Annotated in this window: 18 protein-coding genes; 10 read left to right on the top strand and 8 right to left on the bottom strand. The window is 66.4% G+C overall.

Translation table 11 applies throughout. The annotated features are described in order from the left end of the window. Positions 1-141 precede the first annotated feature (141 nt). Together ACX3PH_RS00425 and ilvA are read left to right on the top strand one after the other, a co-directional pair. Positions 142-1,299 carry an AI-2E family transporter gene (locus tag ACX3PH_RS00425; protein ID WP_459088248.1) on the top strand — a complete coding sequence of 386 codons (1,158 nt, stop codon included), beginning with the start codon at positions 142-144 and terminating at the stop codon, positions 1,297-1,299. Next, the gene (gene ilvA, locus ACX3PH_RS00420; RefSeq protein WP_459088246.1) at positions 1,280-2,548 is read left to right on the top strand and encodes a threonine ammonia-lyase; all 1,269 of its coding nucleotides are present in this window, start codon (positions 1,280-1,282) and stop codon (positions 2,546-2,548) included. The genes ACX3PH_RS00425 and ilvA overlap by 20 nt, the downstream gene beginning before the upstream one ends. A 6-nt stretch (positions 2,549-2,554) precedes the next feature. Here ilvA and greA read toward each other — a convergent pair whose 3' ends face one another. Together greA and ACX3PH_RS00410 are read right to left on the bottom strand one after the other, a co-directional pair. Beyond that, positions 2,555-3,052 (bottom strand): transcription elongation factor GreA, encoded by a 498-nt coding sequence (gene greA / locus ACX3PH_RS00415; RefSeq protein ID WP_459088244.1) that lies wholly within the window; start codon positions 3,050-3,052, stop codon positions 2,555-2,557. 124 nt (positions 3,053-3,176) lie between these two features. Continuing rightward, a complete protein-coding gene (locus ACX3PH_RS00410; protein WP_459088242.1) occupies positions 3,177-3,608 on the bottom strand; it encodes a DUF4307 domain-containing protein in 432 nt (143 codons plus the stop codon). A 55-nt stretch (positions 3,609-3,663) separates the two neighbouring features. Here ACX3PH_RS00410 and mca point away from each other — a divergent pair, with 55 nt between their 5' ends. Continuing rightward, positions 3,664-4,542 carry a mycothiol conjugate amidase Mca gene (gene mca, locus ACX3PH_RS00405; protein ID WP_459088240.1) on the top strand — a complete coding sequence of 293 codons (879 nt, stop codon included), beginning with the start codon at positions 3,664-3,666 and terminating at the stop codon, positions 4,540-4,542. Further along, the gene (locus ACX3PH_RS00400; RefSeq protein ID WP_459088238.1) at positions 4,539-4,838 is read left to right on the top strand and encodes a hypothetical protein; all 300 of its coding nucleotides are present in this window, start codon (positions 4,539-4,541) and stop codon (positions 4,836-4,838) included. Before mca ends, ACX3PH_RS00400 begins: the two co-directional genes overlap by 4 nt. A 72-nt stretch (positions 4,839-4,910) precedes the next feature. Here the strand turns inward: ACX3PH_RS00400 and trhA are convergent, their stop codons facing one another. Further along, positions 4,911-5,654, bottom strand: a complete 744-nt coding sequence (trhA, locus tag ACX3PH_RS00395; RefSeq protein ID WP_459088236.1) for a PAQR family membrane homeostasis protein TrhA — start codon at positions 5,652-5,654, stop codon at positions 4,911-4,913. Between the two features lie 75 nt (positions 5,655-5,729). Here trhA and ACX3PH_RS00390 point away from each other — a divergent pair, with 75 nt between their 5' ends. From ACX3PH_RS00390 to ACX3PH_RS00375, 4 genes are all read left to right on the top strand, one after another. Beyond that, the gene (locus ACX3PH_RS00390; protein WP_459088234.1) at positions 5,730-6,515 is read left to right on the top strand and encodes an isoprenyl transferase; all 786 of its coding nucleotides are present in this window, start codon (positions 5,730-5,732) and stop codon (positions 6,513-6,515) included. Next, positions 6,512-7,642, top strand: coding sequence for an aminotransferase class V-fold PLP-dependent enzyme (locus tag ACX3PH_RS00385; RefSeq protein WP_459088232.1), 1,131 nt, complete (start codon positions 6,512-6,514; stop codon positions 7,640-7,642). The genes ACX3PH_RS00390 and ACX3PH_RS00385 overlap by 4 nt, the downstream gene beginning before the upstream one ends. Positions 7,643-7,848: 206 nt before the next feature. After that, positions 7,849-9,183: a PhoH family protein gene (locus ACX3PH_RS00380; RefSeq protein ID WP_459089804.1), complete on the top strand. Its 1,335-nt coding sequence runs from the start codon at positions 7,849-7,851 to the stop codon at positions 9,181-9,183. 64 nt (positions 9,184-9,247) lie between these two features. After that, a complete protein-coding gene (locus ACX3PH_RS00375; RefSeq protein WP_459088230.1) occupies positions 9,248-10,012 on the top strand; it encodes a cytochrome c oxidase subunit II in 765 nt (254 codons plus the stop codon). A gap of 105 nt (positions 10,013-10,117) precedes the next feature. Here the strand turns inward: ACX3PH_RS00375 and ACX3PH_RS00370 are convergent, their stop codons facing one another. The 5 genes from ACX3PH_RS00370 to xseA are packed head-to-tail and all read right to left on the bottom strand — an operon-like array spanning position 10,118 to position 14,324. Continuing rightward, the gene (locus ACX3PH_RS00370; RefSeq protein WP_459088228.1) at positions 10,118-11,521 is read right to left on the bottom strand and encodes a class II fumarate hydratase; all 1,404 of its coding nucleotides are present in this window, start codon (positions 11,519-11,521) and stop codon (positions 10,118-10,120) included. Further along, positions 11,518-12,189, bottom strand: a complete 672-nt coding sequence (locus tag ACX3PH_RS00365; protein WP_459089802.1) for a carbonic anhydrase — start codon at positions 12,187-12,189, stop codon at positions 11,518-11,520. The genes ACX3PH_RS00370 and ACX3PH_RS00365 overlap by 4 nt, the downstream gene beginning before the upstream one ends. A 14-nt stretch (positions 12,190-12,203) precedes the next feature. Beyond that, entirely contained in the window at positions 12,204-12,857 is a 654-nt protein-coding gene (locus ACX3PH_RS00360; protein WP_459088226.1) for a DUF4245 domain-containing protein, read from the bottom strand. Beyond that, a complete protein-coding gene (locus ACX3PH_RS00355; protein WP_459088224.1) occupies positions 12,857-13,183 on the bottom strand; it encodes an exodeoxyribonuclease VII small subunit in 327 nt (108 codons plus the stop codon). The genes ACX3PH_RS00360 and ACX3PH_RS00355 overlap by 1 nt, the downstream gene beginning before the upstream one ends. Beyond that, complete coding sequence (gene xseA / locus ACX3PH_RS00350; RefSeq protein ID WP_459088222.1) at positions 13,098-14,324, bottom strand: exodeoxyribonuclease VII large subunit; 1,227 nt, start codon at positions 14,322-14,324, stop codon at positions 13,098-13,100. The genes ACX3PH_RS00355 and xseA overlap by 86 nt, the downstream gene beginning before the upstream one ends. A gap of 84 nt (positions 14,325-14,408) precedes the next feature. Here xseA and ACX3PH_RS00345 point away from each other — a divergent pair, with 84 nt between their 5' ends. Together ACX3PH_RS00345 and ACX3PH_RS00340 are read left to right on the top strand one after the other, a co-directional pair. Further along, the gene (locus ACX3PH_RS00345) at positions 14,409-15,503 is read left to right on the top strand and encodes a 4-hydroxy-3-methylbut-2-enyl diphosphate reductase (RefSeq protein WP_459088220.1); all 1,095 of its coding nucleotides are present in this window, start codon (positions 14,409-14,411) and stop codon (positions 15,501-15,503) included. After that, positions 15,503-16,099 carry a DUF6264 family protein gene (locus tag ACX3PH_RS00340; protein ID WP_459088218.1) on the top strand — a complete coding sequence of 199 codons (597 nt, stop codon included), beginning with the start codon at positions 15,503-15,505 and terminating at the stop codon, positions 16,097-16,099. The genes ACX3PH_RS00345 and ACX3PH_RS00340 overlap by 1 nt, the downstream gene beginning before the upstream one ends. Positions 16,100-16,101 lie beyond the last annotated feature (2 nt).

Genomic DNA, 16,101 nt, shown 5'->3' with positions numbered 1-16,101 from the left:
GCCGACAATGGGGCTATCGTGGCCGACGGTCGGGGCGACCGTCGCGCTGGCGTCGCGGAAAGGCCAGAAATGGCCTTCCCCTGAGCTCCAGCGCGCTGTATATGCCTGTCTCGGTATGCCGGGCACGTTTAGACTGAACCGGTGCTGATAGGCAGAAGGAGAAGCGAGGCTCGCGCTGCGCGCCAGTCTGCCCCGGAAGAGCTGGTGCCCCGCGGGATGCTCATCGCCGGCGCCTGGTCCTGGCGGATCCTGGCGATTGCCGGCGTCGCAGTATTGTTCGTGTACCTGGTCATCCAGCTGCGCCTCATCCTCATCCCCCTTCTCGTGTCGCTTCTCCTGGCCGCGTTGCTGGTTCCGCTGGTGCAATTCCTGCAGCGCCACCGCTGGCCGAAGTGGCTCGCCGTTACCGTCACCGAACTCGGCCTGATCGGCATCGTCACCGGACTCGTCTACCTGGTGGTGTGGCAGGTCCGCACCGGCATTCCCGATCTCCAGGAGCAGTCGCTTCAGGCCTGGGATGATTTCAAGCAATTCCTTCTCGAGTCACCACTGCATCTGACCGGCGAGCAGCTCAACGCCTACGGCGACCAGCTCTGGGAGGCGATCCAGCGCGACAGCGAGGTGTGGATCAGTGGCGCCCTGTCTTTCGGCTCGACCGCGGGGCACCTGCTCGCCGGCGTTCTCCTCGTCCTGTTCATTACACTCTTCATGCTCATCGACGGCGACCGCATCTGGGCCTGGATCGTCCGCCTGCTCCCTCGCCGGGCACGGCCGGCCATCAGCGGCTCGGGCGACGCCGGCTGGCGCACCCTGACCCAGTTCGTGAAGGTGCAGATCTTTGTTGCGGCGGTGGATGCGGTCGGCATCGGTATCGGGGCCTTCTTCCTGGGGCTTCCCCTGGTCATCCCGATCTCTATTGCCGTCTTCCTGGGGTCGTTCATCCCGATCGTCGGCGCCGTGTTCACCGGGGCGCTTGCGGTCTTCGTTGCTCTCGTCTACAAGGACCTGTTCATCGCGCTTCTCATGCTGGCGATCGTGCTCGTGGTGCAGCAGGTTGAGAGCCACGTACTGCAGCCGTTGGTGATGGGCAACGCCGTGAAGGTGCATCCGGTCGCCGTCGTTCTCGCCGTCGCGGCTGGCAGCTACATCGCCGGGATTCCGGGCGCGCTGTTCGCCGTGCCGTTCGTGGCCACCCTGAACGCGATGGTCCTGTACATCGCGCGGGGAACCTGGCGATCGGATGCGCCGCCGATCCGCAAGGTCGTCATCACCACGAGGGATGGCGATCGCCATGCTTGATGAGCGGATGCCGGAGCGCCCGGTCGTGGCCGGACCCACCCTGCCCGAGTTCGAGGCTGCCCGGGTGCGGGTGGCACAGGTCGCCAAGGTGACCCCTATGGAGAGTTCGCAGTTCCTCTCCGAGGTGGCGGGCGTGCCGGTCTTCCTCAAGTGCGAGAACCTCCAGCGCACCGGCTCGTACAAGATCCGCGGCGCCTACAACCGCATCTCCCAGCTGACTGGCGAGGAGCGCGAGCGCGGGGTCGTCGCGGCGTCGGCCGGAAACCATGCCCAGGGTGTAGCGCTGGCGGCACGCGAGCTCGGCATCAAGGCGACCATCTTCATGCCGGTGGGTGTCGCCCTGCCCAAGCTGCAGGCGACGAAACACTACGGCGCGGAGGTCGTGCTGCGCGGCCACAGTGTCACTGAGCCGCTGCGGGCGGCCGCCGAGTTCGCCCAGTCGAGCGGTGCCGTTCTCATCCCGCCGTTCGACCACGCAGATGTCGTCGCGGGGCAGGGGACACTCGGGCTGGAAATCCTCGACCAGCTTCCGACGGTGAAGACCCTGGTCGTGCCGATCGGTGGCGGCGGGCTCCTCTCCGGGGTTGCCAGCGCGGTCAAGCAGAAGCTCGCCCAGACCGGACGTACCGTGCGCATCGTCGGCGTGCAGGCAGAAGGCGCCGCCCCATACCCACCGTCGCTCGCGAACGGCGTCCCGACCGAGGTCAAGCTGCACCCCACCATTGCCGACGGTATCGCCGTGGCAAAGCCGGGCATCCTGAACTTCGACATCATCAAGCACATGGTCGATGACGTCGTCACGGTCAGCGATGACGACATCGCCCGGGCACTGCTGATCCTGTTGGAGCGCGCCAAGCTGGTGGTCGAGCCGGCCGGTGCCGCGGGCGTCGCCGCAATCCTCAGCGGACAGGTGAAGGCGGACGGTGACACGGTTGTCATCCTCAGCGGCGGGAACATCGACCCGCAGATGATGGAGCGGGTGATCTCGCTGGGGCTGGCGGCATCCGATCGCCACCTGAAGATCAGGATCAAGCTCCCCGACCGCCCCGGCCAGTTGGCGCGCGTCGCCGAACTGGTATCGGAGGCGAACGCGAACGTGGTCGAGGTGCTGCACACCCGTCGTGGGCGCAACTCGTTGATCAGCCAGGTCGAGATCGAACTGAGTGTCGAGACGCGCGGATCCGAGCACGCCCAGCGGGTGCTGGAACGGCTTCAGGAAGCGGGCTACGACCCGCGCGTCGACACCTAGGGAGAGCTACACGCGGTAAGGCTTGACCGCGATGATCTCGACCTTGATCTCTTTGCCGTTCGGCGCGATGTAGGTGGTCTTGTCCCCGACCTTCAGCCCCATGATGGCTTCGCCCAGCGGGCTGCCCTCGCTCCAGACGTCGAGGTCGTCGTCGTCGTTCTCGTCGACGATCTCGCGGCTGCCGATCAGGAACACCTCTTTGTCGCCCTGGATCTTGGCGGTGATCACGGTTCCGGATGCGACGACATCCGAGTTCTCGGGGGCGTCGCCAACCTTGGCGTGGCGCAGCAGCTCGGTGAGGACGCGGATGCGGGCTTCGATCTTGCCCTGCTCCTCCTTGGCGGCGTGGTAGCCACCGTTCTCCTTCAGGTCACCCTCTTCACGGGCCGCCTCGATCTTTTTCGCAATCTCAGAACGGCCTTGGCCGGTGAGGCGCTCAAGCTCGGCAGTGCGACGTTCGAAGGCCTCGGTGGTCAACCAGGTTTCGGTGAGCTCTTGAGACATAGTGCACTCCTAAAAGAAAAGGGACCGTCTGCGCTGGTTGCGGTACGGTCCACGGGCCTGTACGAAGACAGGATAAACAAATGAGACCGGCCCATTGGCCGATCTCCGGATCGAATACGTCAGTCTAGGGCAGCCAACACCGGTAGATCAAGCCGGTGACGCCCAACTGCGTCGTGCGTACCATGTCGGTGAACGCCTGCGTGTAGCTGTCTGAGGCGGCAATATCGACCACTTTCCAGCCGACGATGTTGTGGCTCTCGTTCTGCACCTGGAGTGCGCACCTGGCGCTGGTGCCTGGCGGCATGCTGACGTCGTAGCTGATGCTCACCGTGCGGTCGTCGATCACCTTGTGGCCGATGTCGCGCGAGCCGATGGTGTCGCCAGTGCCGTCGAATGCGACCCACACCACCCAGGCGGTGAACACGAGCACGAAGGCGATTGCCCCGACCCAGGCGATGGTGCGGTCGCGGCGGCTCTTCTGCCTGGTGCGCCCGTAGCGCGCGTCCAGGCCGCCGTCGCCTGCCGGGGCGGCGGATGTCGTCGGGTGGCCCGTCACTGTCGTCTCGTCCCTCTACTCTTGTATCAAGGCTATTCGCATTGGAGGACCTCAGGTGACACTGCGTTTGCTTGCCGTGCACGCGCATCCGGACGACGAGTCGAGCAAGGGTGCCGCAACCTACGCCTACTATGCCGCGCGCGGCGTCGAGGTGATGGTCGTCTCCTGCACCGGTGGCGAGCGCGGCGATGTGCTGAACGAGGGGCTGGCCAATCGCGCTGCGGCCGACCGCGACATGGGTGGTTTTCGTCGCGGTGAGATGGCAACGGCACAGGATGCCATGGGCATCCAGCACCGTTGGCTCGGCTACTTCGATTCCGGGCTTCCTGACGAGGGCGACCCGCTGCCGCCGGATTGCTTCGCCCTGATCCCGCTCGAGCACTCTGCCGCACCGCTGGTGAAGGTGATTCGCGAGTTCCGGCCGCAGGTGCTGGTGACCTACGACGAGAACGGCGGCTATCCGCACCCCGACCACATCCGCACGCATGAGGTGTCGGTGGAGGCGTTCGCCGCGGCTGCCGACCCGAGTCGCTACCCCGAGGCGGGGCCGGCCTGGCGGGTGTCGAAGCTGTACTACGACCGCATCTTCAGCACCAGGCGCATGGAAGCCATGTATGAGGCTCTGGTCGCCCACGACCCGCAGTCGCCGCTGATCGCCGAGTTCGAGGAGATGCGGGGCTGGATGCGAGACCGGCCGTACCTGGCGACGACGCAGGTGCCGTGCGGCGACTTCTTCGAGCATCGCGACCGCGCCCTCCGCGCCCATGCCAGCCAGGTGTCCCCGGACAGCTCGTTCTTCTTCTGGCCGAACGACCTGCAGCGGAAGGCGTGGCCGTTTGAGGACTACGAACTGGTGACAACACTGGTGGAGTCGCCCATACCCGAAAACGATCTCTTCGCCGGGATCACTGACCCCGAGAATGGCACGGTATGACCTTGCTCAACAGCTTTTTCGCGCTCCTGCCGACGTCGGTCCTCTGGGCGGAGGAGAAGCCGAAGTTCGACCCGAACTCGGTGACCCCGGGCGTGATCGGCTTCGTGGCGACGTTCCTCGTCATCGCGCTGGTCGTGCTGCTGGTGACCGACATGGTGCGGCGGATCCGGCGCACCCAGTACCGTGCGGAGGTCAACGAGAGGCTGGATGCCGAGGCCGCCGCCCTGTTCGACCAGGAGAATGGCACGCAGGACCGCCCCACCGATGGGCCGGACGCCGATACACCCGAACGTTGACGCTTGTTGTCGTCGATGACGCCGCAATAAACAGGCTCATCGAAGACGAGCACCGTCATCGTGGAAGCGGGCTCAAGAGAGTACCGGCGGGTTGGTGGCGACCAGCAGGATCGCCGTCCAGTGGCAGAGGAACGCCAGCAGTGTCAGCGTGTGGAAGATCTCGTGGAACCCGAACTTTCCGGGGAACGGGTTCGGGCGCTTCAGGCCGTAGAACACCGCGCCGAGCGTGTAGCAGAGCCCACCGGCGATGATCAGCGTCATCATCAGCGGGTTGGCGTTGAAGAAGTCGACGATGAACATGACGGCTGCCCAGCCGAGCAGCACGTACAACGGCACGTAGAGCCAGCGCGGTGCCCCGATCCAGAACACGCGGAAACCGATGCCGACCAGGGCGCCGCCCCACACCAGGCACAGCAGCAGCACGGCTTTCTCCTGCGGGAGGCTGAGCACGGTGATCGGGGTGTACGAGCCGGCGATCAGCAGGAAGATGTTGGCGTGGTCGAGGCGCTTGAGGACGCGCCGCGATCTGTCGCTCCAGTTGACCCGGTGGTAGAGCGCGGAAACCCCGAACAGCAGGAGGGAAGACGCGACGAAGATCGCCGAGCTCACCTTGGCGGCAGCGCCATCCGCCAGCATGATGAGCACGGCGCCGAGCACGATGGCGATCGGGAAGGTGCCGGCGTGGATCCAGCCGCGCCAAGTCGGTTTCGCCTCCGCATGCGCCACCTCGTCTTCAACGAGCGGAACGTTCGGCAGGTCGCTGCCCGGCTCCGTGCTGACCGAGTCGTTTCCGGTGCGTGCGTCCCCAGCTGCCATGGGTGCGATCCTATTCCAGCGGGGTGCGGAATGTGCTGCACACCGCCCGGCCCGGGAGTGGACTAGCGTAGGCCTGTGCGAAAGCAGGAAGTTCCGTCAGGCCGCGGCATCCTCTATGGCCTGTACCAGAATCGTATCCGTCGGTGGTTGAGCAAGCAGGAGCTCCCCAGGCACGTGGCGATGATCCTCGACGGCAATCGTCGCTGGGCCAGGCAGCGTTCGCTGGACACTGCCGCGCACGGTCATCGCGCCGGGGCGGCGAAGTTCCGCGAATTCCTGGTCTGGTGCGATGACCTCGATATCTCGGTCGCCACCCTGTACCTGCTGTCCACCGACAACCTCACCGGCCGCACCACCGACGAGCTCGACGGATTGTTCGAGATCATCGCCGACCTCGCCGAAGACCTCTCGCACTACCGCGACTGGAAGGTGCAGCACGTGGGTTCCACGGAGGGGCTTCCCGAGCCGCTGGTGCACGTGCTCGAGTCGGCGCAGCGCCGGACGGTCGGCAACAAGGGCCTTCACGTGAACCTGGCTGTCGGCTACGGCGGGCGCCGGGAGATCGCGGATGCGATGCGCAGCATCGTAAATGAGCACGAGCAGAAGGGTGGCACCCTCGATGCCCTGGCTGAGGTGCTCACCCCGGAGATGATCGCCGAGCACCTGTACACCGGCGGCCAGCCGGACCCCGACCTGGTCATCCGCACGTCGGGTGAACAGCGGCTGAGCGACTTCATGCTCTGGCAGAGCGCTCACAGCGAGTTCTACTTCGTCGAGGCACTGGGCCCTGACCTGCGTGAGGTGGACTTCCTGCGCGCGCTGCGCGCGTATGCCACCCGCGAGCGGCGGTTCGGCGGATGATCGGCTCCCGCACGATTGACGACTACATCGGCGGGTTCTCTGACGAACCCGGCTACCTCGACTTCGCCCGTTTCGGCCCGCTCGGCAACGCCGTCATCGCGGAGCAGCACGCGCAGACGGAGGCGTTGAGCCGCGCGAGGTTCGGAAGCCTCGATGTGGCGTTCAACCAGGATTCCCGGGTGCGGGTGGCCGTGGCCCGCCTGATCGGCTTCCCCGAGACCCAAGTGTCATTCCAGCCCAACACCAGCAGCGGGCTGGTCCACGCCATGTTCGGGTTGAGCGGCGTTGTCGCCATGTCTCCCGCCGAGTTCCCGAGCCTTCCGTATGCGGCGACCAGGGCATCCGACGCCCTTGGGCGCCTCGAGATCCGCTGGCTGGAGACCGAGTACGGCCGCGTCACGCCCGGAACGGTGCGCGACCAGCTGAGCGATGACGTGACCGCGGTCGCGGTGAGCCTGGTCGATTTCCGCACCGGCTACCTGGCCGACCTCGAAGGCATCCGGCAGGTGATCGGCGACCGGATGTTGATTGTCGACGCCGTGCAGGGTTTCACGGTCACCGAGGCTGCCTGGGCGGTGGCGGATGTCGTCGTCTCCGGTGGTCAGAAGTGGGCTCGCGCCGGCCACGGCACTGGTTTCCTCGCGCTCAGCGAGCGAGCGGCCGAGCAGCTGGATCCGGTGCTCTCCGGGTGGGTCGCCGACGATGGCGATATGCCACTCGATGAGGTTCGTGACGTGGTTCGCGGGGCGGCGGCGTTCCGGATCACCCACCCGAGCCCGCGCGACCAGGCCTGTTTCGCCGCGGCGCTGGAGGAGGTCGCCGCGGTGGGGGTCGATACGATCAGCGCGGCGGTGGCCGCCGGTGTGGATCAGGTGATCGCCCTCGCAGACGAGTTCGCCATTCCGGTCGTCTCGCCGCGGAGCGCCGCCGAGCGTGCCGGGATCGTGGTGCTCGCGCCGGACAACGACCATTCGACGGTGCTGAGCGCGTCACTGTACAACCACGGTGTGACGGTCACTGCGCGTTCCGGCACGGTCCGCCTGAGTGTGCACGCCAGCACCGACGACGAGACGCTGCAATTGCTGCGCAGCGCATTCGCCAGCTACCTCAGCGCGGCCAGCGCCTGATGCGCGTGCCCCCAAAAGGGGAGTGCTCGCTGATTCTGGCGTGTCGCTGCTGGGCTGTCCGCGGCCTGCACGTAGTTTCAAGTCATCAGGTATGGCGCCTGGTCGAAGCGGCCACATAAGCTCGTTTCGCGTTGATTGTGGCCCTTTGCAAACTGTTACCGCGGCCTGAGTGCCCCGGGGATGGAGCGCACGTGACCGAGTCAGCAATCCAGAAGCAGAAGTCGCCCAAGGCGTCGTCACCGGCCAAGCAGGCCGAGCGCACCTATGTGCTGGACACCTCCGTTCTGCTTTCCGATCCGCGCGCGATCTTCCGGTTCGCCGAACATGCCGTGGTGCTGCCGGTGGTGGTCATCAGCGAACTCGAGGCGAAACGCCACGACCCCGAGATCGGGTACTTCGCCCGACAGGCCCTGCGAAATCTCGACGAGCTGCGGGTGAAGCACGAGCGTCTCGACTTCCCGATCTCCGTCGGCAGTGGAGGGTCGCTGCGGGTCGAGCTCAACCACTCCAGCATGGCGGTGCTTCCGTCCGGCCTGCAGTTGGGCGACAACGATTCGCGCATCCTCGCCGTCGCACTCAACCTCTCCAACGACGGCCTGGCCGTCACCGTGGTCTCGAAGGACCTCCCGCTTCGCGTGAAGGCGGCGTCGATCGGGCTGGCAGCGGAGGAGTATAAGGCTGAGCAGGCTCCGGACTCCGGATGGTCGGGGATGGCGGAGATCGACCTCGGCTCCGACCAGATGGCCTCCCTGTACGAGGATGAGAAGCTCAGCACCCGCGCCGTGGGGGACCTGCCGATCAACACCGGGCTGGTCATCCACTCCGACCGCGGCTCCGCCCTCGGGCGGGTCACCGCTCGCGGCGAGTTGCGGCTGGTGCGCGGCGACCGCGACATCTTCGGCCTGCACGGGCGCTCCGCCGAGCAACGGCTCGCCATCGACCTGCTGCTCGACCCGGAGCTCGGAATCGTTTCGCTCGGTGGGCGGGCCGGAACGGGCAAGTCGGCGTTGGCGCTCTGCGCCGGCCTGGACGCCGTGCTGGAACGCCAGCAGCACCGCAAGATCATGGTGTTCCGTCCGCTGTACGCGGTCGGCGGCCAGGAACTCGGGTTCCTCCCCGGGGACGCCGGCGAGAAGATGAACCCGTGGGCGCAGGCAGTGTTCGACACCCTCGGCTCCGTGGTCTCGCAGAACGTGCTCGACGAGGTGATCGACCGGGGACTTCTCGAGGTGCTGCCGCTCACGCACATCCGTGGTCGCTCCCTGCACGATGCCTTCGTTATCGTCGACGAGGCGCAGTCGCTGGAGCGGAACGTGCTGCTCACGGTGCTCAGCCGGATCGGCCAGAACTCGCGGGTGGTGCTCACCCACGATGTCGCCCAGCGCGACAACCTCCGCGTGGGACGCCATGACGGTGTCGCCTCAGTGATCGAAACCCTCAAGGGCCACTCGCTGTTCGGACACGTCACCCTCACCCGCTCGGAGCGGAGTGCGATCGCCGCCCTGGTGACCGAAATGCTGGAGTCCAACGAATTGGCCTGACCGATTGGGCGCAAAACGTGCCGCGGGGCGCAGCGCACCCCGCGGCACCGCCTAGTCTCGATGTGTGGGGTTCTGGGCAGTGGTGATCGCGAGCGTCGTGTTCGTGTTCCTCTGGGGACTGTTCTCGCCGCGCAGCCAGTGGAAGGTGCTCGCAGCGTGGAGCTACCGCAACCCCCAGGCGGACGAGCCGAGCTCGTTCGCGTTCGCTGTCCAACGAGTGATTTCCGGCATCGGCGTCATCTTCTTCGGCGCTATCGGTGCCGTCGGCGTCGTGCAGTACCTGGCGGAGCTTCCACCGCCACGGCCACCGCTCACCGCCCTGCAGCAGATGTGGGGCGTCGCGCCGGAGCCGCAGGTGGTCAACCGCATCGTCGTGGCCGAGGATGCGGTTCCCGCCGGACTGGTGGAGGCACCGATCGGCGGATACCAGCTGGTCGAGAACGAGGAGCACCAGCCCCGCTACCTGCACCTGCTGAAGCGTTTCGAGCCCGGCGACTTTGCCCGAAGCGGCATGGTCGGCGTTACACCGGGGGAGGACTTCCCGGCGTTGGACAGCGCAGAACTGGTGGTCAACATCCGCACCTGGGGCGACTGCATTCCGCGTGATGCCGTGGTTATTGAAACCGAGACGACCGTGCAGGTCGGCTTCTACGTGGGGATGTCGAACCGGCAGGACGACATCCCGGTCGATCACCTGGCGTGTGACCGACCGGCATTCGTGCAGAACTCACTGCTGATGCCGATCGACCTGGCCGCGGAGGTTGGCGACCGGGAAGTGCAGACCCTCGATGGGACGCCGATCCCCGAGGTGAAGGAAATCCGCCAGTAGCGCGACGAAGTCGTGGGTTGAGTGCTCGCGCAGCGAGCGTAGTTCCCCTGAGTAGGTCGCTTAGCGACCGTATCGAAGGGTCGAAACCAGCCGGCGTATCGAGACTTACGCCTTCGGCGGCACCGTCATGCTGAGCACGTCAAGGTAGGTGTCGAGTTGCTCTTCGGAGACTTCGCCGCGCTCGACGAAGCCGAGGTCGATGACCGACTCGCGGATGGTGATCCCCTTGGCGACCGCGTTCTTGGCCACCTTGGCCGCTGCCTCGTAGCCGATCACCCGGTTGAGCGGGGTCACGATCGAGGGGGAGGATTCCGCCAGTGCGCGAGCGCGCTCCACGTTGGCTACCAGCCCGTTGACCGTCTTGTCGGCCAGCACGCGCGACGAGTTGGCCAGCAGGCGGATCGACTCGAGCAGCGCGGTACCCATCACCGGGATGGCGACGTTCAACTCGAACGAGCCGGATGCTCCGCCCCAGGCGATGGTGGCGTCGTTGCCGATGACACGGGCACACACCATGGCGACCGCTTCCGGAACGACCGGGTTGACCTTGCCCGGCATGATCGAAGAGCCGGGCTGCAGGTCGGGAATGGCGATCTCAGCGAGACCGGTGTTGGGGCCGGAACCCATCCAGCGCAGGTCGTTGACGATCTTGGTGAGGCTGACGGCGAGCACGCGAAGGGCACCGGATGCCTCCACCAGCCCGTCACGTGCGCCTTGCGCCTCGAAGTGGTCGCGTGCCTCGGTGATCGGCAGGCCGGAGTCCGAGGCCAGCAACTCGATGACCCGCTGGGAGAAGCCGGCCGGGGTGTTGATGCCGGTGCCGACCGCGGTCCCGCCCAGCGGAACCTCGGCAACCCGGGGGATCGACGACTGCACACGCTCGATGCCGTAGCGCACCTGGGCGGCGTAGCCGGCGAATTCCTGGCCGAGGGTGACCGGGGTGGCGTCCATCAGGTGCGTGCGGCCGGCCTTGACGACCGTCTTCCATTCGTCGGCCTTCGCCTCGAGCTCGCCTGCCAGGTGGTCGAGGGCCGGTACGAGATCGTTCAGCAGTGCACCGGTGACTGCCAGGTGAACCGATGTCGGGAACACGTCGTTCGACGACTGGGACGCGTTGACGTGGTCGTTCGGGTGCACGTTCTCACCGGCGATGCGGGTGGCGAGCGTGGAGAGCACCTCGTTCATGTTCATGTTCGACGAGGTGCCGCTACCGGTCTGGTAGACGTCGATGGGGAACTGGTCGTGGTGCTCGCCCGAGATGATGGTGTCTGCGGCGGCGACGATCGCATCCGCCAGCTTCTGCTCCAGCTTGCCGAGCTCGGCATTGGCGACGGCAGCGGAGCGCTTGATCCGCGCGAGCGCCACGATCTGGGCGGGCTCGAGGCCTGCGCCGGAGATCGGGAAATTCTCCACCGCGCGCTGGGTCTGCGCGCTGTAGAGCGCATTCGCGGGAACGCGTACCTCTCCCATGGTGTCGTGTTCGATGCGGTATTCGGGGGTGCTGCTCACGGCGCTGCGCTCTCTTCTATCAAGACGGATGTGGGGTTGGGGGCTTCGATGTCTCCGACGACGACGTCAGGCACCACCACTCCTTCGAGCAGGCGGTAGTTCGCGCCCACGATAGCCAGCGTACCCGCGGCCACGGCGGCGCTGATCAGCTCGGAGCCGGTGAGCATGTCGGCGACGGTATCGCGCAGGTGCTCGCGGCCGACTTCGAGCGGGTCGATTGGGGCGCCCTCCACCAGTCGTCCTTTCACCCGCGTCACCGCTGGGGCGATGCAGTCGACGAGCCTGCGGATGTGCGGGGGCAGTGATGGGGGATCCGGCTGGCTCAACTGCACAGCGGCAGCGACGGCGCCACACTCGTCGTGCCCGAGTACGACGATCAACGGCACGTGCAACAGCTCGACGGCGTACTCCAGTGAACCGAGCGCGGAGTCAGAGATGACCTGGCCGGCGTTGCGGATGACGAACAGGTCGCCCAGCCCCTTGTCGAAGATGATTTCTGCGGCCAGTCGCGAGTCGCTGCACCCGAAGAGGGCGGCGTGCGGGAACTGTTGCATGAGCTTGCTGCGCCGGTCGACGTCTTGACGCGGATGCCGCGGCTCACCTGCGACGAAACGCTGGTTGCCCTCCACCATCTCTTCCCAGGCTCTTGCCGGGGTGGTTGGTCCCATGACGGTTCTTTCGATCACTGCTCGCCTTCCTTCAATTCAGCCGACACGGATGCCGCCAGGGTTTCGAACTCGCCAGTCGGCGCGGTTCCGAAGAGGACTACCGTGCTCTCGCCGTGCTCTGTCGTCATGACGTACGCCAGGTTTCCCGGGTCGTCTCGTGCGTCGCGGTTGTCGTAGAGCAGCCAGGTGATTCCGTCGATCGTTGCTTCACCCGTCACCCGCGCAAACTCGAGTTGTGCGGCCAGCCATGTCTCATTGGCGTCGATGCCCTGGCGAATCCCGATGAACTGGGTGCTCGGGGTGATCAGGCCGATGTACCAGCTGGTCACGCCTGACGAGGTTTTCAACTCTGCCGAGTTGGCGGCCCAGGCGTCCGGCAGCTCAGGCCTGAGCAGGGGTGCCGAGACGGTCGGCTGGGCCTGCTCCGCGGCCGCCGCGTAATCGATTGGCTCCCGCGGTTCGGGGTCGGGCCGCACCACAACGAGCACGATCAGGAGCACGACCACCAGGCAGACGATGAGTGCGGCAACCAGGTTCAGTGCGGTCTGGTTCGAGCGGTGCAGCCGGGACCTCTCGGCCTTCCGGTCCGCCGTCTCCTGCGGGGTCTCCGGGCGACCCAGTTCTGCGACGATCGGCCTCTCGGGCGCTCGGTCATTCCCTCGGGACATTACTGCCCGCTGGCGGCGCTGCGTGCCGCATCCAGCCGGGCCTTCGCCCCGATGAGCCACTCCTCGCAGCGTTTCGCAAGTGCCTCACCCCGCTCCCACAACGCGAGCGACTGCTCGAGAGTCGACGAACCCTGCTCCAGCTCTGCCACAACGCGAACAAGCTCGTCTCGCGCCTGTTCGTAGCTGAGGGTTTCTACGTCTACCGGGTTCGCTGCCACCCCTCCACTGTACCGCGCCGCCCTAGACGGATTCGCTGCGCGCCTCAACGGTGGAATGCACTGAACCGTCGGCAAGGGTGAGGAGCAGACGGGTGCCGCCCGGGGCATCCGCTTGCCGTCTGAGCACGCTGCCATCGGGGAGTTGGGCGATCGAATAGCCGCGATTCAGGGTGCCCTGTGGTGACAGTGCCCTCAGCTGGGATCGGAGGTCGTCGACCCGTGCGACCGACCGCTCGATCATCAGGTCGATGAGTTCCTGCCCGCGGCCCACGTAGCGCGAGAGCTCCTCCGCGCGCGAGTCCACCAGCCAGGCGCTCCCGGCCAGCACCGGGCGGGAGCGCAGCTGCTCCAGCCGGTCGATCTCGGTGGAGATCATCCCTGTCATCCGCGTGCCGATCCTGGCTCGGGCCTGGCGCACGTTGTTCAGCTCTTCCGCGACATCGGGCACGACTCGTTTCGCGGCATCCGTGGGGGTGGACGCCCGCAGGTCGGCGACATCGTCGAGCAGTGGCCGGTCGGCCTCGTGCCCGATCGCGCTCACCAGTGGGGTCACTGCCTCTGCCGCCGCGCGAACGAGCGCCTCATCGCTGAAGACCAGCAGGTTCTGGAAGTCGCCCCCGCCTCGGGCGACAATGATCACCTCGACGTCCGGGTCGGCATCCAGTCGGCGGATGGCGGCGATCACCTCGCCGACGGCACGGTCGCCCTGCACAGACGCGTACGCCATCCGGAACTCGACCGCGGGCCAGCGCAGTTGTGCGTTGCGGAGTACGTCTTTCTCCGCGTCGGAGTCCTTCCCCGTGACCAGGCCGATCACGGCAGGGAGGAAGGGCAGGGCGCGCTTGCGACCGGAATCGAACAGGCCCTCCGCCTTGAGTTTCTGCCGCAGGCGTTCCAGTCGTTCCAGCAGGTCGCCGAGGCCGACATGGCGCATCTCGAACACCTGCATGGTGAGGGTTCCGCCCTTGACCCAGTAGTTGGGTTTCACCAGCGCGACGACACGGTCACCCTGTTTCAGGTCGGCGGGCAGTTTGGCCCGCACCGACGACCACACGGTGAAGCCGACCGTCGCGTCAGCCTCGAGGTCTTTGAGCTTGCCGTAGATGTTGCCGCCGGAGACCCCCCATTGGGCGATCTCGCCCTCCACCCAGACAGAGCCCAGGCGGTCGATCCAGCCCTTGATCTTGGCCGACAGCAGGGCGACCGGCCATGGCGTGTCAACCGTGGGCGGGGCATCCGTGTTCGTCATCTGCTGGCTCCCTGCCTCGTGGAAATGTGCTGCCGACGTTCGTGCCCAGCACTCGACCAGCCGGGTCAGCCTAGAATCGGGTATGTGAGCAACATCACCAACGGCGCTCTCGCAGTGCACGTCGAGACGCCCCGAATTCCGGCCGTGCGAAACAGGCTAACGGATACCCCCGTCGCCGGGCACAAGCGTGTGCTCCTTGCCGCGCCCCGCGGCTACTGTGCAGGAGTGGACCGCGCGGTCATCGCCGTCGAGAAAGCGCTCGAGCACTACGGGGCGCCGGTGTACGTGCGCAAGCAGATCGTGCACAACATCCACGTCGTGTCGACGCTGGAGAAGAAGGGTGCCATCTTCGTCGATGATGTCGAGGAGGTGCCGCGCGGCTCGCACGTGGTCTTCTCCGCCCACGGGGTTTCGCCAGCCGTTGTCCAGGGAGCTGCAGATCGCGACCTGCAGGCCATCGACGCGACCTGCCCCCTGGTCACCAAGGTTCACCGGGAAGCGGTGAGATTCGCCAGGAACGACTACCAGATCCTGCTCATCGGCCACGCCGGTCATGAAGAGGTCGAAGGCACCATGGGGCACGCCCCGGAACGCACGACCCTGGTCAACAGTCCGGATGATGTCGATACCATCGTGGTCACAGACCCGGACAACCTGGTCTGGCTCTCCCAGACCACGCTGAGCGTCGACGAGACCATGGAGACGGTTCGCCGACTTCGCGAGCGCTTCCCCAACCTGCAGGATCCGCCCAGCGATGACATCTGCTACGCCACCCAGAACCGGCAGGTGGCGATCAAGAAGGTGGCCGCCGAGGCCGACCTGGTGATCGTGGTCGGTTCCGCCAACAGTTCCAACACGGTTCGCCTGGTGGATGTCGCTCTGGAGAACGGTGCGAAGGCCGCCTACCGGGTCGACTATGCCAGCGAGATCCAGCAGGAGTGGCTCGACGGCGTCGCCACGGTCGGGGTGACCTCCGGGGCATCCGTTCCCGAGGTTCTGGTGCAGGAAGTCCTGGCCGACCTCGCCGACGCCGGCTACACGGATGTCTCGCCGGTCGTCACCGCGGAGGAGGACCTCATGTTCTCGCTGCCGAAGGAACTGCGCAAGGACGTGAACGGCAACCAGGACGAACGCGCCCTCGGCGGCCGGAACCGCAAGCTCGACTGGCAGCTCCAGTAATGGCCGGCGCCGCCGAAACGCCCCGCCCCCGCGCGCAGTACGGCGAGTACGCGACTCCGGAGGAGCAGCAGCGTGCACGCGGTCTGCCCGAGCCGTCGAGCGAGGCCGTTCAGCCGCGGCCTGCCGAAGCGGCAGCACCCGCACCCGCCCCGGTTTGGGACAGCGACTCGCGAGGCGCCGAGCCTGCCGCGCGCCCGGCCGCTACCGGCTCCGCGCACCCGGTGGACCGTGTCGTGACCCTGGTACTCCTCGCCGTCGGGCTGTTCCTGGTACTGAACAGCATCCCCGGCTACCTGGCGATGCCCGAGGCCATGCAAACCGTTTACGACCAATTGGGTGCCGGAACCTACCCCGCAGCGGATGTTGCGGCCAGCCTGGGCATAACCGCCCTGGTGGTGCAGGTGGTTATCTGGGTCGCCACCGCGGCATCCGCCTGGTTCGCCATGAAGCGGGGACGTTTGGCGTGGTGGATCGCGCTCCTCGGGGGAGTTCTGGCCTTCATCGCCATGATGGTCATCGTGTCGGTCGCCCTGTTCGCCGACCCGGGCTTCATCGACAACGTTTCGTCGGAGAACCTGCCGCAGAGCTCGTTCTGATT

The organism is Homoserinimonas sp. A520 (genome assembly GCF_054489245.1).
The sequence above is the reverse complement of the archived record's forward strand: the minus strand, read 5'-3'. Positions and strand labels throughout refer to the sequence as shown.